The sequence below is a fragment of the Rhodopseudomonas sp. WA056 genome (assembly GCF_010906995.1).
GTDB classification, from domain to species: Bacteria; Pseudomonadota; Alphaproteobacteria; order Rhizobiales; family Xanthobacteraceae; genus Rhodopseudomonas; species Rhodopseudomonas palustris_G.
In genome coordinates, this window is the sequence record NZ_QPFS01000097.1 from 1 (window position 1) to 19270 (window position 19270).

A 19270-nucleotide genomic window follows, 5' to 3' on the forward strand; every position below is an offset into this window, starting at 1 on the left:
ATGATTTCGCCTCCGGCTATTCGTCGCTCGGCTATCTGACGCGCCTGCCGTTCAATCGTCTGAAGATCGACCGCACCTTCGTCGACGGCATCGCGACCGTGCCCGAGAAGCGCAAACTGCTCGGCGGTATCATCGCGCTGGCGCACGGCCTCGGCATGAGCGTGGTGGCCGAAGGCGCCGAATTGCAGGCTGAAGTCGACCTGCTCGCCGCATTCGACTGCGACTTCGTCCAGGGCTACGCGTTCTCACGGCCGGTCGCGGCGGATCAGGCGCCGGTGGTGGCGGCGGAGATTGAGCGGGAAGCGGGGCGATGATTGGGACGAACACGCGCAGATTGGTTCTGCAGACGACTTGAAGGAAGATTTTGACGGGAGCGCTATGCGCAGCGTTCAACGAAATTGCTGGGCGATTTGGGACCAGCCAAGATAGATCAATGCAGAGTACGCAGCCAGATTAACAATCTGCCTTGCCAGACTCACGGCAACTGACTTCAGCATGAAGGCCGATGATGAAGTGAATAATTCCTTCGGGCTCAGCTTGGCCGTAAATTTGCCCTCGCTCGATAAGGGACGAGTGGAGCGCAACCACCAGAATCGAAAGCGATCGAGGACGGACGGGCTCGTTTCTAAACTTGATACAAAAGCATACGAGACTAAGTCGCCGATGTCGGATCGGAGCCAAGAGCTCATCTGGGGGCCGCCGTATGAACCGATCCGAAGAAATATGTGATCTTCTTTAACGCCCCCCAGTTTTGATGTTGCGGGGAATAGGGTTGCCGAAAACACACCACTGGTTCTGCTAAGTGTATAGACTAAACTCGGACCTGTTTCGACGGCGGCCATTCCGTCGAAATCTCGAATACCCATCTTCCGCTTCCCGAAGCCGATCTGAATGTGATCTTCTTCCTTTGAAACGACCCGAAATGAGAATTCGCGCTCCAGGCATTCAAAGCGATCAACCGTGCAGGCGACCTTGTATGCCTCAGCAAGAGCTCGCTTCCTAAAGTAGCGAAACTCAATATGTGCAATTTCCCGCTGGAGCCTAACCGCTTCAAAGACGGAATTCATTGGCGTTCTAAAACTTATGGAAGCAACCAAATGCTCCCAACTCAATCTCAGAAAATATTTGGCGCTCCCTAGGGGAATCGAACCCCTGTTTCAGCCTTGAGAGGGCCGCGTCCTAACCGCTAGACGAAGGGAGCGTGAGGGCCGCACCAATAGCCGCGAAACCGCGCCGCCGCAAGATCGGGGGCGGGCAATTTCTGGCGTCATGCCCGGCCTTGTGCCGGGCATCCACGTCTTTGGGCCGTGCGGGTGGCCGTGGATGGCCGGGTCAAGCCCGGCCATGACGGCTTTGATGGGGCAGCGGTCGGCTCAACAATCCAGCGGTGCCCGAAAGACGCCCCTCCGCTACGGCTCGCTGGCAAACGTCAGGCGGCCGGTGGGTTTCAGGGTTTTGGCCTCGAAGGTGCGCAGTTCGGTGGCGCCGCCGATGTCGAGGGTGACGACCACATAGTCGCCGGCCGAGGCGGTCGAGACCACGCGGGCGCCCTTCGGCAGCCGCAGGGTGTGCTCGGTGGCGGCCGGCGCGCTTCCCTCGGCGCGGAAAAGCTTATAGCCGATGGCGATCAACACCGCGGCGACCGCCAGCGTGGTGGTCAGGCCCGCGATCAGCATCATCCGCCGCACCCGCGCAAACAGCGCGGCCTGCTCGGGGGTGGGGTCGGGCGTGGCGGTGTCGGTCATGCAGGGCTCTTGGCAAGGCGTTTTGGGAAGGCTCGAAATTGAACGATTCGGCGCAGACTCTGGTGGAAGTGACGGTCGCCGGCGACGAGGGCTCGCCGCGGCTCGACCGCGTGCTGGCGGCGCGCTGCCCCGAGCTGTCGCGGTCGCGGCTGAAGGCGCTGATCCTCGACGGCCGGGTGGCGATCGCCGGCAAGCCGGTCCGCGACCCCGCTTATCACGCCTCCCCCGGCGAGACGATCACAATCGACGTGCCGCCGCCGGTCCCGGCCGAGCCGGCCGGCGAGGCGATCGCGCTCGACATCGCCTACGAGGACGCCGACATCATCGTGCTGAACAAGCCGCGCGGGCTGGTGGTGCACCCGGCCGCGGGGCACGAGACCGGAACCCTGGTCAACGCCCTGATCGCGCATTGCGGCGCGTCGCTGTCCGGGATCGGCGGGGTGCGGCGGCCCGGGATCGTGCACCGGCTCGACAAGGACACCACCGGGCTGATGGTGGCGGCAAAGAATGATCGCGCCCACCAGTCCTTGAGCGCGCAATTCGCCGACCACGGCCGCACCGGGGAACTGCGCCGCGGCTATTTCGCCTTCGTCTGGGGGATGCCGGGCCGCAAATACGGCACCATCGACGCCCCGATCGACCGCCACCCGCACGCGCGCGAGAAAATGGCGGTGCGCCAGGGCGGCCGGGAGGCGATCACCCATTGGGAGGTATTGGAGAGCTTTGCCGGCAAGGACGGCAAGCCGGTCGCGGCGCTGATCGCCTGCCAGCTCGAGACCGGACGAACCCACCAGATCCGGGTCCACCTCGCCCATATCGGCCACCCGCTGCTGGGTGACGACGTCTATGGGCCGCACTTCAAGACCAAGGCGAATCAGCTCGCCCCGGCGGCGCGTGCCGCGCTGGCGGCGCTCGGGCGGCAGGCGCTGCACGCCTATCTGCTGACGCTGGAGCACCCGTCGAGCGGCGAGATCCTGACCTGGGAATCGCCCCTGCCGGCCGATCTGGCCCATCTTCAGGCTGCGCTGATCGCGACGGAATGACGCGGCGAAGTCAGAAAACGTAAATCATTTCACCGAGTTGTTGCGGCGTAACAACGACGTGACAAGACCGTAACTAAACTTGCGCGACTAACGTATTGTATATTGCAGGTGCGTTGGATGAGCCGACGCGGAACATCGCAGGCCGGTCGGCTTTGACAGAACGATTTGTCGACACAGAGACCTGCCTGCCTGGCCGCCCGCTATCGGGGGCCTGAAACCTAATTGGAGGGCGCTGAATGGCCCGTGCTGCTACTCTCCCGGTTCTCAACGGAGAATCCGGCCTTGCTCGTTACCTTGCGGAAATCCGCAAGTTTCCGATGCTCGAGCCCGAGCAAGAGTACATGCTCGCCAAGCGCTGGCGCGAACATGGTGATCGCGACGCCGCCCATCAACTCGTCACCAGCCACCTTCGCCTCGTCGCCAAGATCGCGATGGGCTACCGCGGCTACGGCCTGCCGATCTCCGAGGTCGTCTCGGAAGGCAATGTCGGCCTGATGCAGGCGGTGAAGCGGTTCGAGCCCGAGAAGGGCTTCCGCCTCGCCACCTACGCGATGTGGTGGATCAAGGCGTCTATTCAAGAGTACATCCTGCGTTCGTGGTCGCTCGTGAAGATGGGCACCACCGCGAACCAGAAGAAGCTGTTCTTCAACCTGCGCAAGGCGAAGAGCAAGATCTCGGCGCTCGACGAAGGCGATCTGCATCCCGATCACGTCAAGCTGATCGCCAGCCGGCTCGGCGTCACCGAGCAGGACGTCGTCGACATGAACCGCCGCCTCGGCGGCGACGCCTCGCTCAACGCGCCGATCCGCGACGACGGCGAGCCGGGCGAATGGCAGGACTGGCTGGTCGATCAATCGCCGAGCCAGGAAGCGGTGCTTGCCGAGCACGAAGAGCTCGACCAGCGCCGGGCCGCGCTCAACGGCGCGATCCAGGTGCTCAACCCGCGCGAACGGCGGATCTTCGAGGCCCGCCGCCTCGCCGACGAGCCGATGACGCTGGAAGACCTCGCCGCCGAGTTCGGCGTGTCGCGCGAGCGGGTGCGCCAGATCGAAGTGCGGGCGTTCGAGAAGGTGCAGAGCGCCGTCAAGGGCACCATCGCGCGCCAGGAACAGGCGGCGCTGGAAGCCGCGCACTGAGCGCCAAGCGCGCCCAGGCTTGATGACGACGAACCCCGCCGGCTTCGGCGGGGTTTTTGTTTGGCCCGGGCTCTGTGTCGGCGGCGACCGCGCGCGGCTCAGCTACGCTTGGCGGTGCCCTGAACTAGGCTGACCTGATTGGTCACAGGATCGGTGACTGCGGTGCGGATCGAGGCGCTGCCGTTGCTGCCGAGGGTGAACTTGGTATCGCCGATCCGGAATGAGTTGTCCTTGATCAGCACGCTCTGGTACTTGATCGTGCCTTCGCTCTGATACTTCACCTGGGCGCGGAAGCCCTCGACGTTCGACACCGTGATGGCGAACTTCTTGGTGTTCGAATAGGTGCCGCTCCAGGTGCCTTTGTAGGCTTCCGGATCGACGTTCTTGTACGGCGTCCTCGACGGATTGAGCAGCCCCGCCTGGCTGTAGCCGGTGGCGATTGCACTGAGGATGTCGCCCATCGTGCACTCCATGCCGTCGGGAATTCGACGGCTCCACTCCACACTGTTTCGGGTTAAAGCATCGTTAAGGATTGGCCGCACCACCACGGCCTCAGCGCCGGCAAAGCGCGACGATGCGGACTCAACCGGCCGTCGCTTCGGCGCCGGCCGCGGCGATCAGCCTGTTCTGCTGGTCGCGCGACACCGTCGCGCCGGTGAGATACACGGTGACGATCAGCGGCGCGCGCTGCGGCGGCCACAGCACGGCGATGTCGTTGGCGGTGCCACGCTCGCCGGTGCCGGTCTTGTCCGCGACGCTCCAGCCGGACGGCACGCCGGCGCGAATCCGTGCGCCCCCGGTGGTGTTGGCTTTCATCCAGCCGACCAGGAGGGCGCGCGAGGAGGGCGTCAGCGCATCGCCGAGCGCCAGCGCGTGCAGATCCTGTGCGATCGCCCGCGGCGAGGTGGTGTCGCGCGCATCGCCCGGCAGCGCCTCGTTCAGCTCGGTCTCGATGCGGTCGAGCCGCGTGGTCTGGTCGCCGAGCGAGCGCGCGAACGCGGTGAGCCCGGCCGGACCGCCGAAGCTCCCCAGCAGCAGATTGCCGGCGGTGTTGTCGCTCAGCGTGATCGCCGCCTCGCACAGCTCGGCGATCGTCATGCCGCCCTCGACGCGCGTCTCGGTCGCCGGCGAATAGGTGACGAGGTCCGACTTGGTGTAGCTAACCCGGCGGTCGAGGCTTTCCTGCTTGCGGTCGACCCGTGCCAGCACCAGACCGGCGGCCAGCACCTTGAAGGTACTGCACATTGGAAACCGCTCATCGAGACGATGACCGATCATCCGGCCATTCGAGCTGTCGAGCACACAAACGCCGAGCCGCCCGCCGCTGCGGGCTTCCAGCTCGGCAAATCTGGCAGCGATCGCATCGCCGGGTTCGGTGGCCGTTGACGCGCGGCGGCCGATCATCGAGACGCCGGCCAGACAGGCCGCCGCTCCAACCATCGTGCGCCGATTGATCATTCCATCCCCCCGCGTCGCTGACGATCCGCCGATCAGTCTCGGCCCGATGGGTATCGGCACGAAAAGCGGCGGTGTCGCGACGGCGCGCCGTCCCGCAGGTCGCGAGCCGCGTTCGGACGACGCGGCACTGCGACAGTGCGCCTCACGCCGAGGCGGCGGCGTGAAACAAGCCTGTCATGCTGCGCGGGTAATCCGCCCTGGATTGATCCACATCAACGGTCGATGCGGGTCGCTGGCTGCGGCCAACGGCCGGCTGCCTGCGATCGCAGGACTCGATCGCCTCAACCAGACGAAGGAACTCTTCATGCGCAACAGCCTGCTGACCTCGCTCGCCACCGCTCTGATCGCGGTGACGGCCTCGATCAACCTCGCGGCCGCGGCCGACGGCCCGATCGACAACAGCTCCCTGTCGAAATCGGGCTTCCGCGACCATGCCCGGACCTTCGGACTGGTCTACACACTGCCGACCAGCGTCAACGAAGTCCTCGACGCCACGATCCGCGGACCGCTGAAGGAGAAGCTGCTGATCGCCAAGCTCGATACCGAGGCGCAGACGTTCAACATTCCGCACGTGACCGTGGTGCACGTTCACAGCGCCGACCCGTCGACGCCGGAGAAGATGCTGGCGGCGATGCCGAAGCTGCCCCCGGTGCTGCAGGTCACGCTGAAGAAGTTCTACACCACCGAGGCGGCCAAGGGCGCCGGGCATCCGTGGTGGCTCGATCTCGGCGTGGTCAAGGAAGGTGACAGCTTCGAACAGATGATGGCGTTCAACACGACCGCGACCGCCGCGCTGACGCCGCTGCGCGACGGACCGCTGCCGCGCTGCACCGGCCCGGTCTATGCGGCGATGGGCGACGCCGCCAAGGATCTGGTCCGCACCGTCGGTGTGAGCGGGGTCAACGTCGTCAAGGACGGCAAGGAGCAGCGCTCGCACAATCCGCACACCACGCTGGTTTACAGCATGGCGAAGTTCACGCCCGAACTGCAGGCGCAGATGAATCAGGCCGCGAAGGAGTTCGACCAGATCCTTCCGAACGGCATCGACACCACCTTCAAGACCGTGTCGATCGTCGAGATCGGCTTCGCCGGCAACGTGCTGCGCGAAATCTATCGGATCAGCCTGGAGGACGGATCGGTGCTGACCGTGGCGACCGGCAAGACGGCGTCGCTGAAGTAATCACCGGCGCCGGGCGCCAACACGGCAAACGAAAAGGGCGGCCTGCGGCAGGCCGTGTGAAAAGTCGAAGGCTCCGGTTTTCCGGAGCCTCAGACCGCTGACAAACCCCGTCGATTTTCGGCGGGGTTTTGTTTTTGGCGAGTGGCGCAGCGCCGGCTGTGTCAGCCTAGCACCGGAATCGGCCCGGGAGTCAGTGCGAGGGCAATCTTCTTGATGTTCTGGGCGGCGGCTGCCAGCAGGCATTTCCAGCCGGCGCGAGGAGCGGACCTCATTCAAGTAGCCGTGGAGATAGAGCTTCAGCAGGTCCCGCGGATCGTAAGACGGGCGGTCCATCGTCGCCGGCACCGATCGGCCGAACCCGAGTCCCTTCACGTCCAGCCCGTCGACAAAGGCGTCAATCACCCGGACCGGCGCGTCTGCCGCCACGTATTCTTCCACCGCCGCAGGCAGAAGCGACGCCTGCATCCGATTTTCGCCGCGAACATAGCTCATGGAAAAGGCCGCACCGTTGCCGATGCGGCCCAGTCTAACCGACTCGTTCAGTTCTCACACAGCCTGCCAGGGGCGCCCTTTCCTGGTCGTTGATGGCTGTCTCGGCGTCGATCAGGCCGCCTGCTTGTTGGCGACGATGTCGAACCGGTCGGCGTTCATGACCTTGGTCCAGGCTGCCACGAAGTCGGCGACGAACTTCTCCTGCGCATCCGAGCACGCATACACCTCGGCCAAGGCGCGGAGCTGGGAGTGCGAGCCGAAGATCAGATCGACCCGGGTACCGGTCCAGCGCAGCTCGTTGGTCTTGCGGTCGCGGCCTTCGTAGATCTCGACCTCGCCGCTCGCCTTGGTCCACTTCGTGCCCATGTCGAGCAGGTTGACGAAGAAGTCGTTGGTCAGCTTCTCCGGTCGCTCGGTCAACACGCCGTGGGTCGAGTGCTCGTAGTTGGCGCCGAGCACGCGCAGGCCGCCGACCAGCACCGTCAGTTCCGGACCGGTGAGGGTGAGGAGCTGAGCCCTGTCGACCAGCGCCTCTTCCGGATGCATGAACTGGTGCCGCTTGGTGTTGATGTAGTTGCGGAAGCCGTCGGCCCGCGGCTCCAGCACCTTGAACGACTCGGCGTCGGTCTGCTCCTCCGAGGCGTCCATCCGGCCCGGGGTGAACGGCACCTTGACAGCGGTGCCGGCGTCCTTGGCTGCCTTTTCGACAGCCGCGGCGCCGCCGAGCACGATCAGGTCGGCGAGCGAGATCTTCTTGCCGTCCTGCTGCGCGCCGTTGAATTCGGCTTGGATCGCTTCGAGCTTGCCGAGCACCTGCGCCAGCTCGGCCGGGTGGTTGACCTCCCAGTCCTTCTGCGGAGCCAGCCGGATGCGCGCACCATTGGCGCCGCCGCGCTTATCCGAGCCGCGGAAGGTCGAAGCCGACGCCCACGCGGTGGAGACGAGCTGTGATACCGACAGACCAGAGGCGAGGATCTTCGCCTTCAGCGCTTCGATGTCGGCGTCGCTGACCAGCTCGTGGTCGACCGCCGGGATCGGATCCTGCCAGATCAGCTCTTCCTTCGGCACTTCCGGGCCGAGGTAGCGCACGCGCGGTCCCATGTCGCGATGCGTCAGCTTGAACCAGGCACGGGCGAACGCGTCCGCGAACTGATCAGGATTCTCCATGAAGCGGCGCGAGATCTTCTCGTAGATCGGATCGAAGCGCAGCGACAGGTCGGTGGTGAGCATCTTCGGCACGTGCTTCTTTTCCGGATCGAACGGATCAGGAATCGTCGCGCCCGCGCCCTTGGCGCGCCATTGCTTGGCGCCGGCCGGGCTCTGCTCCAGCTCCCACTCGTAGCCGAACAGATTCCAGAAGAAGTTGTTGCTCCACTTGGTCGGCGTGGTGGTCCAGATCACTTCCGGGCCGCCGGTGATGGCGTCGGCGCCGAAGCCGGTGCCGAACTTGCTGGTCCAGCCGAGGCCCTGCTCCTCGAGCAGCCCGCCTTCCGGAGCCGGTCCGATCAGCGAGGGATCGCCGGCACCGTGAGTCTTGCCGAAGGTGTGGCCGCCGGCGATCAGCGCCACGGTCTCTTCGTCGTTCATCGCCATCCGATAGAACGTCTCGCGGATGTCCTTGGCGGCGGCGATCGGATCGGGGTTGCCGTTCGGGCCTTCCGGGTTGACGTAGATCAGGCCCATCTGCACGGCGCCGAGCGGCTCGGAGAGCTGTCGCTCGCCCGAATAGCGCTCGTCTCCCAGCCAGGTGCCCTCTGGGCCCCAATACAGCTCTTCCGGCTCCCAGACGTCGGCGCGGCCACCGGCGAAGCCGAAGGTCTTGAAGCCCATCGACTCCAGCGCGACGTTGCCGGTCAGCACCATCAGGTCGGCCCAGGAGATCTTGCGGCCGTATTTCTGCTTGATCGGCCACAGCAGGCGGCGGGCCTTGTCGAGATTGGCGTTGTCCGGCCACGAGTTCAGCGGCGCGAAGCGCTGCTGTCCGGCGCCGGCGCCGCCGCGGCCGTCGGTGATCCGATAGGTGCCGGCCGAGTGCCAGGCCATGCGGATGAACAGGCCGCCATAGTGGCCGAAATCGGCCGGCCACCACTCCTGCGAATCGGTCATCAGCGCGTGAAGATCCTTCTTCACCGCCTCCAGATCGAGCTTCTTGAATTCTTCGGCGTAGTCGAACGCCGCACCCATCGGGTCGGACTTCTTCGAGTTGTTGTGCAGCACCGAAATGTCGAGCTGATCCGGCCACCAGTCACGGTTGCGGTGGCCGCGGCTGCCGCCCGAGAACGGGCACTTGCCTGCGCCCTTGTCATCCGTCTTTGCGTCCATGGTGTCTTCTCCGATCTAGCTTTGCAGTTTCTTCCCGGCTCAGTGTGGTGGCGTCTTGGGAAGGTTTCATGACGCCGGCAGAGCCGCGATCAAGTTGAACGCCGCGGGCGCGGGGGTCGCCCGCGGCGTTGCTCCTGGGGTGAATGTGTTGTGTTGGCCGTTGCACACCCGGAAGTTGCGTCCCGGGCCGGCTTGCGAACTTTGGATCAGTTCTACGATCAGGTCCAGTCGATTTGATTCTGCCGGGCGATCAGATAAACTGATCGCATGATTTCCCTGCGTCAGCTTCGCTATCTTTCCGCCCTGGCGCGGCACGGCCATTTCGGCCGCGCCGCCGACGCCTGCTCGGTCACCCAGCCGGCGCTGTCGATGCAGATCGCCGAGCTGGAGCGGACGCTGGGAATCAAGGTGGTGGAACGCCGGCCCGGCGAGGTGCTCCTCACCGATATCGGCCGGGAAATCGCGCGCCGCGCCGAAGAGGTGCTGGCGGCGACCCGCGACTTGGTGGATTTCGCCCGCCACCGGTCCAGGCCGCTCACCGGCCGGCTCAGCCTCGGGGTGATCCCGTCGCTGGCGCCGTATCTGCTGCCGAAGGTGCTGCCGCTGCTGCAGCAGGGTTTCCCGGAGCTGCGGCTGGAGCTGCGCGAAAGCCAGACCCGGCAACTGGTCGCCGACGTGGTCAGTGGCGTGCTCGACGCCGCCCTGCTGGCGCTGCCCGCCGGTCATTCCGATCTCGCCGCGCTGCCGCTGTTCGACGATCCATTCCTGCTCGCGGTTCCGGCCGACGATCCGCGCTCCGAAAACGAGCCGATCGGGGTCGAGGAGATCGACCAGTCGCGGCTGATCCTGCTCGAAGACGGTCACTGCCTGCGCGACCAGGCGCTGGCGTTCTGCGCGACCGCGCGCAATCGCGGCATTCAGATGGGCAGTGCCGGCAGCGCCAGCTTCGGCGCCTCCAGCCTCACCACGGTGATCCAGATGGTCGCCGGCGGCTACGGTATCACGCTGATCCCGCAGATCGCCGCCGAGGTCGAGTGGCGCGATTCGCGGGTGAAATTCCTCCGGCTGAAGCGGCCGCAGCCGGGCCGCAGCGTCGGCCTGATCTTCCGCAAGACCTCGCCGCGCCGCGGTGATTTCGAGGCGTTCGGCGAGGTGGTGAAGCGGGGAATCTGCGGCGAGGCTCAGGTCGAGGCGGCGGTCGCCTGAGTCCTTCGCTCAGCCGGCCGCGATCGCGGCCGCCTCATTGGCGGCACGCTGCATGCTCGACGACATCTCATTGGTCACCGTGCTCTGCTCCTCGACGGCGGCGGCGGTCGAATTGACGTACTCGCTGACGTTCTGGATCGCACTCTTGATCTTGCCGAGCGCGCCGACGACATCCCCCGAGATGCCGGTCAGGTTGCCGATCTCGCTGCCGATCTTGTCGGTCGCCTGCTTGGCCTGATTGGCGAGGTTCTTCACCTCCGCGGCCACCACCGCGAAGCCGCGTCCGGCCTCACCCGCTCGGGCCGACTCGATCGTGGCGTTGAGCGCCAGCAGGTTGATCTGGCCGGTGATGTGATTGATCAGTTCGACGATGCCGCTCATCGCCTGCGCGGCGTCGTTGAGCTGGTTGGCCTGGGCATCGGCCGCGTCGACCTCGCCGACCGCGGCCAGCGCGGTCTGCCGCGACTTGGTCATTGCCTCGGAAATTTCGCGTACCGAAGCGTTCAGTTCCTCCGCGCCGGCCGCCACCGATTCCATCATGGCGCGGACGCGTTCATTGCCCATCCGGATGAGCACCTGACGGGTGGTGTCGGTGGCGTATTTCACGACCTTGAAGGGGCGGCCGTTGAGGTCGAGGATGGGGTTGTAGGACGCCTGAATCCAGACTTCCTTGCCGCCCTTGCCGATCCGCTTGTATTCGCCAGCCTGATACTCGCCGCGGCCGAGCGCCGCCCAGAACGCCCGATACGCAGCGCCTTCGCGCTCGGCGGGATCGACGAACATGCTGTGATGCCGACCCTTGATCTCGGCCAGCGAGTAGCCGAGCGCGTGCAGGAAGTTGTCGTTGGCGTCCAGCACCGTACCGTCGATGCTGAATTCGATCACCGCCTGCGACTTGCGGATCGCATCGATCTGGCCGGAGAAGTCGGCGTTCTTCAGCTTCTGCGCGGTGACATCGGTGGCGTATTTCACCACCTTGAACGGCTTGCCGCGAGCATCGAGGATCGGATTGTAGGACGCCAGAATCCAGATCTCCCTGCCGCCCTTGCCGATCCGCTTGAATTCGCCGGGGAAGTACTCGCCGCGATTGAGCCGTTCCCAGAATTCGCGATAGTCGCGGCTCTCGCGCACCGCCGGCTCGACAAACATGCTGTGGTGCTTGCCCTTGATCTCGGCGAGCGAGTAACCGATCGCGGCGAGAAAGTTGTCGTTGGCGGTGAGGATGGTGCCGTCCATGGCGAATTCGATTACCGCCTGCGCACGGTCGATTGCCGTGAGCTTGCCGGCATCCTCCAGCGAATGGGTCTTTGCCGCGGTGATGTCGGCTGCGAACTTCACGACGCCGGTCGGCTTGCCGCTCTTGTCGAGGATCGGGTTGTAGGACGCCTGAATCCAGACCTCGCGGCCGCCCTTGCCGATGCGATGAAATTCGCCGGACTGGAACTGTCCGGCGCGGAGTGCGGTCCAGAACTCGCGATAGGCCGCGCTACCTTGCTCGGCCGGATCGACGAACATCCGGTGATGTTTTCCCTTGATCTCCGCCAGCGAGTAGCCCAGCGCGGCGAGGAAGTTGTCGTTGGCGTCGATCACGTTGCCGTCGAGGTCGAACTCGATCACCGCCTGGGAGCGATTGAGCGCCGCGAGCATCGCCGCGGCGTGATCCTGACCAGCAGATCGGGTGAAGGAGAACATTCGGAGCCTTTCCTGATTGCGCCTGCCGCGTCTCGGCCCGGACGGCCAAAGCAGGCAATCATCTTGGTGAAGGCGTCCTTAAGTTCTACCTAACCCCGAACGAGCAAGGAGCACTCAATTACCGAATTGAGGTCGGACCTCGGGTTCTTCCGGGGCGGTTAGTGCCGCTCGCATAGGTTGTCGGTTTTGGGTGTAGGTCTGTTTGGTCGAATGTATATGCGCGGCAACTCGCGCACCGTCATCGAGAGCTGTGAGGTGACCATTTGTGCCTTGTCGCCACGCTCGCGTCATCGCAACATAGCAGTGGCTCGCTGCATGCTCGAGGCGATCTCCTGAGTCGCGGCGCTCTGTTGCTCCGCGGTCGAGGCCGTCGAACTGGCGAACTCGTTGACCTTGTCCATTCCCTCCTTGATCGAACCGAGCGCACTGACGACATCGCCGGCAATGCCGTTGAGATTGTCGATCTGGCCGACGATCTGATCGGTGGCCTGACGCGCCTGGGTGGCGAGGCTCTTGACCTCCTGCGCGACGACCGCAAAGCCGCGGCCTGCCTCTCCGGCGCGGGCGGATTCGATCGTGGCATTGAGAGCCAGCAAATTGATCTGTCCGGTAATGTGGCCGATGATCTCGGCGATCCCGCTCATCGCCTGCGCGGCGTCTTCGAGCCGCTGCCGCCTGAGCGTCCGCGCTCTCCACATTCCCGACCGCCTCCAGTGCAATGTGACGGGTCTGATTAGTGGCCTCGGCGATCATATTGACGGTAGCGGTGAGTTCTTCGGTGGAATCTGCGACGCGCAGCAATTGGCCGCGCACCTCCTCGTTGGCGAGACGGCGCTGCACCTGCGCGGTCGTATCGGCCGCGTACTTCACGACCTTGTAGGGCCTGCCGTCGAGTCCGAAGATCGGATTGTACGACGCCTGAATCCACACCTCGCGGCCGCCCTTCGCGAGACGCCTAAATTCGCCGGCGCGGTATTCGCCTCGCGCGAGACCTGCCCAGAATTCTCGATAAGCCTGACTGCCGCGCTCTGCCGGATCGACGAACATGCCGTGATGCTGGCCTTTGATCTCGGTCAGCGAATAGCCCATCGTCTTGAGGAAGTTGTCGTTGGCGTCGAGGATGGTGCCATCGGGCTTGAACTCTATCACCGCCTGAGACTTGCGGATCGCGGCGATCTGTCCGGCGGAATCGGCGTTCGCCAGCGTCTCCTTGGTGATATCGGTCGCGTACTTCACCACCTTCAGCGGCTTGCCACAATCATCGAGGATCGGATTGTAGCTGGCTAGGATCCACACCTCCCTGCCGCCCTTGCCGATGCGCTTGAATTCTCCGGGGACGTAGTCGCCGCGATTGAGCCGTGTCCAGAGCTCGCGATAGGCCGGGCTGTCGCGATCGGCCGGCTCGACGAACATGCTGTGATGCTTTCCCTTGATCTCGTCGAGCGAGTAGCCCATCGCGGACAAGAAATTGTCGTTGGCGGTGAGAATAGTGCCGTCCATCGCGAATTCGATCACCGCCTGAGCGCGGCTGATCGCCGCCCGATTGCCGTTGTCGTCAAGGCTCTTCATCTTTGCCGCGGTGACGTCGCTGGCGACCTTCACCACGCCGACCGGGGTGCCGATGCGATTGAGAATCGGGCTGTAGGACGCCTGGATCCAGACGTGATGGCCGTCTTTCGCGATGCGCAGGAATTCGCCGCTGTGATACGTGCCGCTACGCAGGCCGGCCCAGAATTCGCGATAGGGCGCGCCCTCGCGTTCCGCCGGATCGACGAAGATACGATGATGCCGTCCTTTGATGTCGTCGAGCGTGTATCCGAGCAGCCGCAGAAAGTTGGCGTTCGCCGTCTGGATGTTTCCACCCAGGTCGAATTCGATGATGGCTTGCGAACGATCGATTGCGGCGAGCAACGCCGATGCCCGGTCGCGGCTTGTCGTGCCTGTAAACGAGAACATCGGCAGTCTCGAACTAAAAAGGGGCGAGGGCGTGCAGGAAGACGCCCAAACGTTGCAGTTCGGCTCTTAACAATCAACTATCAGAGTTCCCGGGCAGACTACGCGGAACTACCAGATTGTGTGCGCAGGCCCGGCTGATTGCTGGGCGCGTGCGTAAGCCGAGGCCGGCGGAAGCAGCTCCCCGCCGGTAATTTGCGGGATCGCTGGGACTCAGATGAAGAGGGTGCCGGCTTTGGCGGCGGCGTAGCGCTCGCCGACCTTGGTCCAGTTCACGGTATTCCACCAAGCCTTGAGATAGTCGGCGCGGCGATTCTGGTAGTTCAGGTAATAGGCGTGCTCCCAGACGTCGTTGCCGAGCAACACACGCTTGCCGTCCATCAGCGGCGTATCCTGATTCGGCCGCGCCTCGATCGCGAGCTTGCCGTCCTTTGTCACGGTGACGAACACCCACCCGGAGCCGAATTGGCGGCCGCCGGCGGCGTTGAAGTCGGACTGGAATTTCTCCATGCCGCCGAGATCGCGGTCGATCGCGGCCAGCACCTCGCCGGCAGGCTTGCCGCCGTCCGGGCCCATGATCTGCCAGAACATGCTGTGGTTGGCGTGGCCGCCGAGATTGTTGCGCACGCCGGTGCGAATCGCCTCCGGCACGTCGCCGAGCCTTGCCAGCAGGTCCGGCACCGGGGTCTCGGCCAGCTTGGGATGATCCTTGGCGAAGTTGTTCATCGCCGTGACGTAGGCTTGGTGATGCTTGCCGTGGTGGATCTCCATCGTGCGGGCATCGATATGCGGCTGCAGCGCCGTGGCCGGATACGGCAGCGGCGGCAGTTTGAACGGCCCATCCGGGGGGGCGGCCGGACCCTGGGCGAACACCAGCCGCGGGGCGGCGGCCACTGCAACCAATCCGGTGGCGGCGATCATCAGACGGCGTCGGGACAGCAACGACATGGGATCCTCCGTAACGGCAACGGCGCCGGCCGAATCTACGCGCGAAGACAGGCGGAGGTTCCAGCGGCAAACGCCTTACCGTGCGGCAGAGTCGCACAGAGTCGGCCGCCGAACCAGAATGTCGGCCGCACAAACAAACAGGGGCAGCCTTGCGGCCGCCCCTGCGCTTCTCGGTCGAGCTGCTGCGGCGCAGCGCGCCGCAGTCGATTATTCGCCGGCGGCCTGCGCGGGCGCGTCGCCTTCGGTCTTGGCTTCCGCCTTCTGCTTGGCTTCGAGGTCTTCGCCGGTGGCCTGATCGACCACCTTCATCGACAGCCGGGTCTTGCCGCGGTCGTCGAAGCCGAGCAGCTTGACCTTGACCTTGTCGCCTTCCTTGACGACGTCGGAGGTCTTCTGCACGCGGCCGGCGGCGAGCTGGCTGATGTGCACCAGACCGTCCTTGGCGCCGAAGAAGTTCACGAAGGCGCCGAACTCCATCACCTTGACGACGGTGCCTTCGTAGATCTCGCCGACTTCCGGATCGGAAGCGATCGACTTGATCCACTTGATCGCGGCCTTGATCGATTCGCCGTCGCTGGAGGCAACCTTGACGGTGCCGTCGTCCTCGATGTTGACCTTGGCGCCGGTCTTCTCGACGATCTCGCGGATCACCTTGCCGCCGGTGCCGATCACTTCACGGATCTTGTCGGTCGGGATCTTGAAGGTCTCGATCCGCGGCGCGTGTTCGCCGAGCTCGGCGCGGGCGCGGTCGAGCGCCTTGGACATCTCACCCAGGATGTGGATCCGGCCGTCCTTGGCCTGGCCGAGCGCCACCTTCATGATCTCTTCGGTGATGCCGGCGATCTTGATGTCCATCTGCAGCGAGGTGATGCCCTGCTCGGTGCCGGCCACCTTGAAGTCCATGTCGCCGAGGTGGTCCTCGTCGCCGAGGATGTCGCTCAGCACCGCGAACCGCTCGCCTTCCAGGATCAGACCCATCGCGATGCCCGCGGTCGGCCGCTTCAGCGGCACGCCCGCGTCCATCAGCGCCAGCGAGGCGCCGCACACCGACGCCATCGAGGACGAGCCGTTCGACTCGGTGATCTCGGAGACGACGCGGATGGTGTAGGGGAACTCGTGATGCGGCGGCAGCACAGGATGGATCGCGCGCCACGCCAGCTTGCCGTGGCCGATCTCGCGGCGCTTGGTGCCGCCGAGGCGGCCGGTCTCGCCGACCGAGTAGGGCGGGAAATTGTAGTGCAGCAGGAACGTCTCTTTGTACGTTCCGGCCAGCGAGTCGACATACTGCTCGTCTTCGCCGGTGCCGAGCGTGGTGACGACCAGCGCCTGGGTCTCGCCGCGGGTGAACAGCGCCGAGCCGTGGGCGCGGGGCAGCACACCGGCCTGGGCCAGGATGCTACGGACAGTCTTGCTGTCACGGCCGTCGATGCGCTTGCCGGTGTCGAGGATGTTCCAGCGAACGATCTTGGCCTCGAGCTCCTTGAACACGCCCGCAATGCGCAGCTTGTCGTATTTCGGCTCCTGGCCTTCGGGGAAGAAGTGCGCGAGCGCCTTTTCCTTGACCTTGCCGACCGCTGCGTAGCGCTCCTGCTTGACCGGAATCGCGTAGGCGGCGCGCAGCTCCTGCTCGATCAGGCCGAGCATCTCCTTCTCGATCGCCGCATTGTCGATCTCGATCAGCTCGCGCGGCTCCTTGGCGGCCTTTTCGGCCAGCTCGATGATCGCGTCGATCACCGGCTGGAAGTGCCGGTGACCGAACATCACCGCGCCGAGCATGATCTCTTCAGACAGCTCCTTGGCTTCCGACTCGACCATCAGCACCGCGTCGGCGGTACCGGCCACCACCAGCTCGAGCTGGGTTTCGGCCATCTCGTCGAGCACCGGGTTGAGAACGTATTCGTCGTTGATGAAGCCGACGCGAGCGGCGCCGATCGGGCCGCGGAACGGCGCTCCGGACAGCGTCAGCGCCGCCGAGGCGGCGACCATCGCCAGCACGTCCGGATCGTTTTCCATGTCGTGCGACAGCACGGTCACGATCACCTGGGTCTCGTTGCGCCAGCCGTCGGCGAACAGCGGACGAATCGGACGGTCGATCAGGCGGGAGACCAGCGTCTCCTTCTCGGTCGGACGACCCTCGCGCTTGAAATAGCCGCCGGGAATCCGGCCGGCCGCGTAGGCCTTCTCCTGATAGTCGACGGTCAGCGGCAGGAAGTCGACGCCTTCGCGCGGCGCCTTGGCGGCGACGACGGTGGCAAGCACCACGGTCTCGCCGTAGGTGGCGACGACGGCGCCGTCGGCCTGACGCGCGACCTTGCCGGTCTCGAGCTTGAGGGGGCGCCCGCCCCAATCGATTTCCACGGAATGGATATTGAACATCGGATCCTTCTTTCATCGGATCCCGGAAAAAGCAGACGCCAAATACCAAAAGACCATGCCAAGACGGCGAGACGCTGGCGACTTATGCGCGAGCAGCGTCCGGCGATCCTGCCATGGTCTCGAGGTGGGAAATGGCGTTCAACCCTCCCGGGGTGCGGAAGCAGACCTTTTTGGTCTCGCATCCCGCGCGGCTGGGCATAGAGCCCGTGTCGTGCCCAACCGCCGGAGTGCGGCTGGGGCAAAGCGCACCGGCGGACGAAGACTCGCCGGCACGAAAAGTTGGACCGGGCGCTGGCGGACGCGTCGTCGCGCATCCGTCAGCCGCGGCCTGACGACCGGTCGATCAGCGACGGATACCGTGCTTCTCGAGCAGCGCCTTGTAGCGCGCCTCGTCCTTCTTCTTGACGTAGTCGAGAAGCGAACGGCGGGTCGACACCAGCTTCAGGAGACCACGGCGCGAGTGGTTGTCCTTGGTGTGAGTCTTGAAGTGCGCGGTGAGGTTGGCAATGCGTTCCGACAGGATCGCGACCTGAACCTCGGGCGAGCCGGTATCACCGGCCTTGGTGGCGTTGGTCTTGATGACTTCCGCTTTGCGTTCTGCGGCAATCGACATCGTCAGTGACTTTCTTTGAGACTCGGGCTGGCAGTCAGCCCGGTGAGGTTGAACACGCGCTTGGGGATGAGCTCGCCATTGCCGACTTCGGCGAGGGCCAGAAGCCTGCCTGCCACCGTGACATAGACTGTGCCGCTACAATGAGGCGCATCCCGTCCGCGCAACAAAACGGCCTGACCCCGATGGAGTCTTGCCGCATCAGCCCGTGTGACGGCCAGTGCCGGGATGTCGTCCAGCGCGGTCTCAACGGGCAGCAGCGCGTCGGCGAGGCTACCCTCGCCGGACGCGGCTCTATCGCACAAAGCCTGCAATTCTTCCAGCGGAATCATGTCCGCCTCGTCGAACGGACCGACCAGGGTGCGCCGCAGGGCGCAGATATGGCCGTAGCATCCGAGCAGCCGACCCATGTCACGGGCGAGCGCGCGGACGTAGGTACCTTTGCCGCACTCCGCTTCGAACACCGATTGCCCGGTATCATGGTGCTCGACCAGGGTCAGCTCGTGAATCTCGACCGGGCGGGCCACAAGGGGCACCACCTCGCCGTCACGTGCCAAGTCGTAGGCGCGTTCGCCCTGGATCTTCACGGCTGAATATTGCGGCGGAATCTGCTCGATCACCCCGGTAAAGCGCGGCAGCAGGGCCATGATCGCCTCGGCGGTCGGCCGCTCGGCGCTGGTCGCGACTGCCCGGCCTTCGGTGTCGTCGGTATCCCGTTCCTCGCCCCAAGCGACCGTGAAGCGGTAGCGCTTGCGGCCGTCCATCACGAACGGAACCGTCTTGGTGGCTTCGCCCATCGCGATCGGCAGTCCGCCCGAGGCGAGCGGGTCGAGGGTGCCGGCGTGGCCGGCGCGTTTGGCCGAGAACAGTCGCTTCACCACCGCGACCGCCTGGGTCGAGGTCATGCCGATCGGCTTGTCCATCACCACCCAGCCGTGAACGTCGCGCTTGTCGCGGCGCGGCTGCTTGCCGCCGCCGCGGCCGCCGTTGCGCGGGTCATTGTTGTCGCGCGGCTTGCGGTCCGGCATCGCGGTGGGGGTGGCGGCGGCGTCCTGCTGCGCGTCGTGCGGGGCGAGCAAAGCGTCGGGGGTGGTCACGGTCATTAATCC

Annotated in this window: 15 protein-coding genes, 1 tRNA gene and 2 pseudogenes; 5 read left to right on the forward strand and 13 right to left on the reverse strand. The window is 64.9% G+C overall.

The features are described from left to right. On the forward strand, positions 1–314 hold a 314-nt coding region (locus tag DU475_RS17460; RefSeq protein ID WP_164632843.1), incomplete at its 5' end, for an EAL domain-containing protein. Positions 315–389: 75 nt separating this feature from the next. On the opposite strand, the gene DU475_RS17465 is transcribed toward DU475_RS17460, so the two are convergent. The 3 genes from DU475_RS17465 to DU475_RS17475 all read right to left on the reverse strand — a co-directional run bounded on the left by DU475_RS17465 (position 390) and on the right by DU475_RS17475 (position 1745). Continuing rightward, on the reverse strand, positions 390–1067 hold the full coding sequence (locus tag DU475_RS17465; RefSeq protein ID WP_164632844.1) for a hypothetical protein: 678 nt from the start codon (positions 1065–1067) through the stop codon (positions 390–392). A gap of 59 nt (positions 1068–1126) precedes the next feature. Next, positions 1127–1201: transfer RNA gene (locus DU475_RS17470), tRNA-Glu, on the reverse strand. 208 nt (positions 1202–1409) lie between these two features. Next, positions 1410–1745 carry a hypothetical protein gene (locus tag DU475_RS17475; RefSeq protein ID WP_013500043.1) on the reverse strand — a complete coding sequence of 112 codons (336 nt, stop codon included), beginning with the start codon at positions 1743–1745 and terminating at the stop codon, positions 1410–1412. A gap of 38 nt (positions 1746–1783) precedes the next feature. Here DU475_RS17475 and DU475_RS17480 point away from each other — a divergent pair, with 38 nt between their 5' ends. Both DU475_RS17480 and rpoH read left to right on the forward strand, forming a co-directional pair. Then, positions 1784–2788 (forward strand): RluA family pseudouridine synthase, encoded by a 1005-nt coding sequence (locus DU475_RS17480; protein WP_205524434.1) that lies wholly within the window; start codon positions 1784–1786, stop codon positions 2786–2788. Between the two features lie 236 nt (positions 2789–3024). Continuing rightward, positions 3025–3924, forward strand: a complete 900-nt coding sequence (rpoH, locus tag DU475_RS17485) for an RNA polymerase sigma factor RpoH (protein WP_013500041.1) — start codon at positions 3025–3027, stop codon at positions 3922–3924. Between the two features lie 98 nt (positions 3925–4022). Here rpoH and DU475_RS17490 read toward each other — a convergent pair whose 3' ends face one another. Beyond that, positions 4023–4385: a hypothetical protein gene (locus tag DU475_RS17490; RefSeq protein ID WP_013500040.1), complete on the reverse strand. Its 363-nt coding sequence runs from the start codon at positions 4383–4385 to the stop codon at positions 4023–4025. A 121-nt stretch (positions 4386–4506) separates the two neighbouring features. Next, positions 4507–5364 (reverse strand): class A beta-lactamase, encoded by an 858-nt coding sequence (gene bla / locus DU475_RS17495; protein WP_433962623.1) that lies wholly within the window; start codon positions 5362–5364, stop codon positions 4507–4509. Between the two features lie 322 nt (positions 5365–5686). On the opposite strand from bla, the gene DU475_RS17500 reads away from it, so the two are divergent. Next, positions 5687–6562: a hypothetical protein gene (locus tag DU475_RS17500; RefSeq protein ID WP_164632845.1), complete on the forward strand. Its 876-nt coding sequence runs from the start codon at positions 5687–5689 to the stop codon at positions 6560–6562. Between the two features lie 303 nt (positions 6563–6865). Here the strand turns inward: DU475_RS17500 and DU475_RS24615 are convergent. Both DU475_RS24615 and katG read right to left on the reverse strand, forming a co-directional pair. After that, positions 6866–7054 (reverse strand): annotated as a pseudogene (locus tag DU475_RS24615) (transposase); the annotation flags it as partial. A 111-nt stretch (positions 7055–7165) separates the two neighbouring features. Next, on the reverse strand, positions 7166–9376 hold the full coding sequence (gene katG / locus DU475_RS17510) for a catalase/peroxidase HPI (protein ID WP_164632847.1): 2211 nt from the start codon (positions 9374–9376) through the stop codon (positions 7166–7168). 267 nt (positions 9377–9643) lie between these two features. Between katG and DU475_RS17515 the strand changes: the two genes are divergently transcribed. Then, positions 9644–10582 carry a LysR substrate-binding domain-containing protein gene (locus tag DU475_RS17515; RefSeq protein ID WP_142883999.1) on the forward strand — a complete coding sequence of 313 codons (939 nt, stop codon included), beginning with the start codon at positions 9644–9646 and terminating at the stop codon, positions 10580–10582. A 9-nt stretch (positions 10583–10591) separates the two neighbouring features. Here the strand turns inward: DU475_RS17515 and DU475_RS17520 are convergent, their stop codons facing one another. The 6 genes and pseudogenes from DU475_RS17520 to truB all read right to left on the reverse strand — a co-directional run bounded on the left by DU475_RS17520 (position 10592) and on the right by truB (position 19264). Continuing rightward, positions 10592–12274: a methyl-accepting chemotaxis protein gene (locus tag DU475_RS17520; RefSeq protein WP_164632848.1), complete on the reverse strand. Its 1683-nt coding sequence runs from the start codon at positions 12272–12274 to the stop codon at positions 10592–10594. A gap of 287 nt (positions 12275–12561) precedes the next feature. Continuing rightward, positions 12562–14230 (reverse strand): annotated as a pseudogene (locus tag DU475_RS17525) (methyl-accepting chemotaxis protein). A 210-nt stretch (positions 14231–14440) separates the two neighbouring features. Continuing rightward, positions 14441–15175 carry a superoxide dismutase gene (locus tag DU475_RS17530; protein WP_164632850.1) on the reverse strand — a complete coding sequence of 245 codons (735 nt, stop codon included), beginning with the start codon at positions 15173–15175 and terminating at the stop codon, positions 14441–14443. A gap of 207 nt (positions 15176–15382) precedes the next feature. Beyond that, a complete protein-coding gene (pnp, locus tag DU475_RS17535; protein ID WP_164632851.1) occupies positions 15383–17551 on the reverse strand; it encodes a polyribonucleotide nucleotidyltransferase in 2169 nt (722 codons plus the stop codon). Positions 17552–17894: 343 nt separating this feature from the next. After that, entirely contained in the window at positions 17895–18164 is a 270-nt protein-coding gene (gene rpsO / locus DU475_RS17540; protein WP_013500032.1) for a 30S ribosomal protein S15, read from the reverse strand. Between the two features lie 2 nt (positions 18165–18166). Further along, the gene (gene truB, locus DU475_RS17545; RefSeq protein ID WP_013500031.1) at positions 18167–19264 is read right to left on the reverse strand and encodes a tRNA pseudouridine(55) synthase TruB; all 1098 of its coding nucleotides are present in this window, start codon (positions 19262–19264) and stop codon (positions 18167–18169) included. Positions 19265–19270 lie beyond the last annotated feature (6 nt).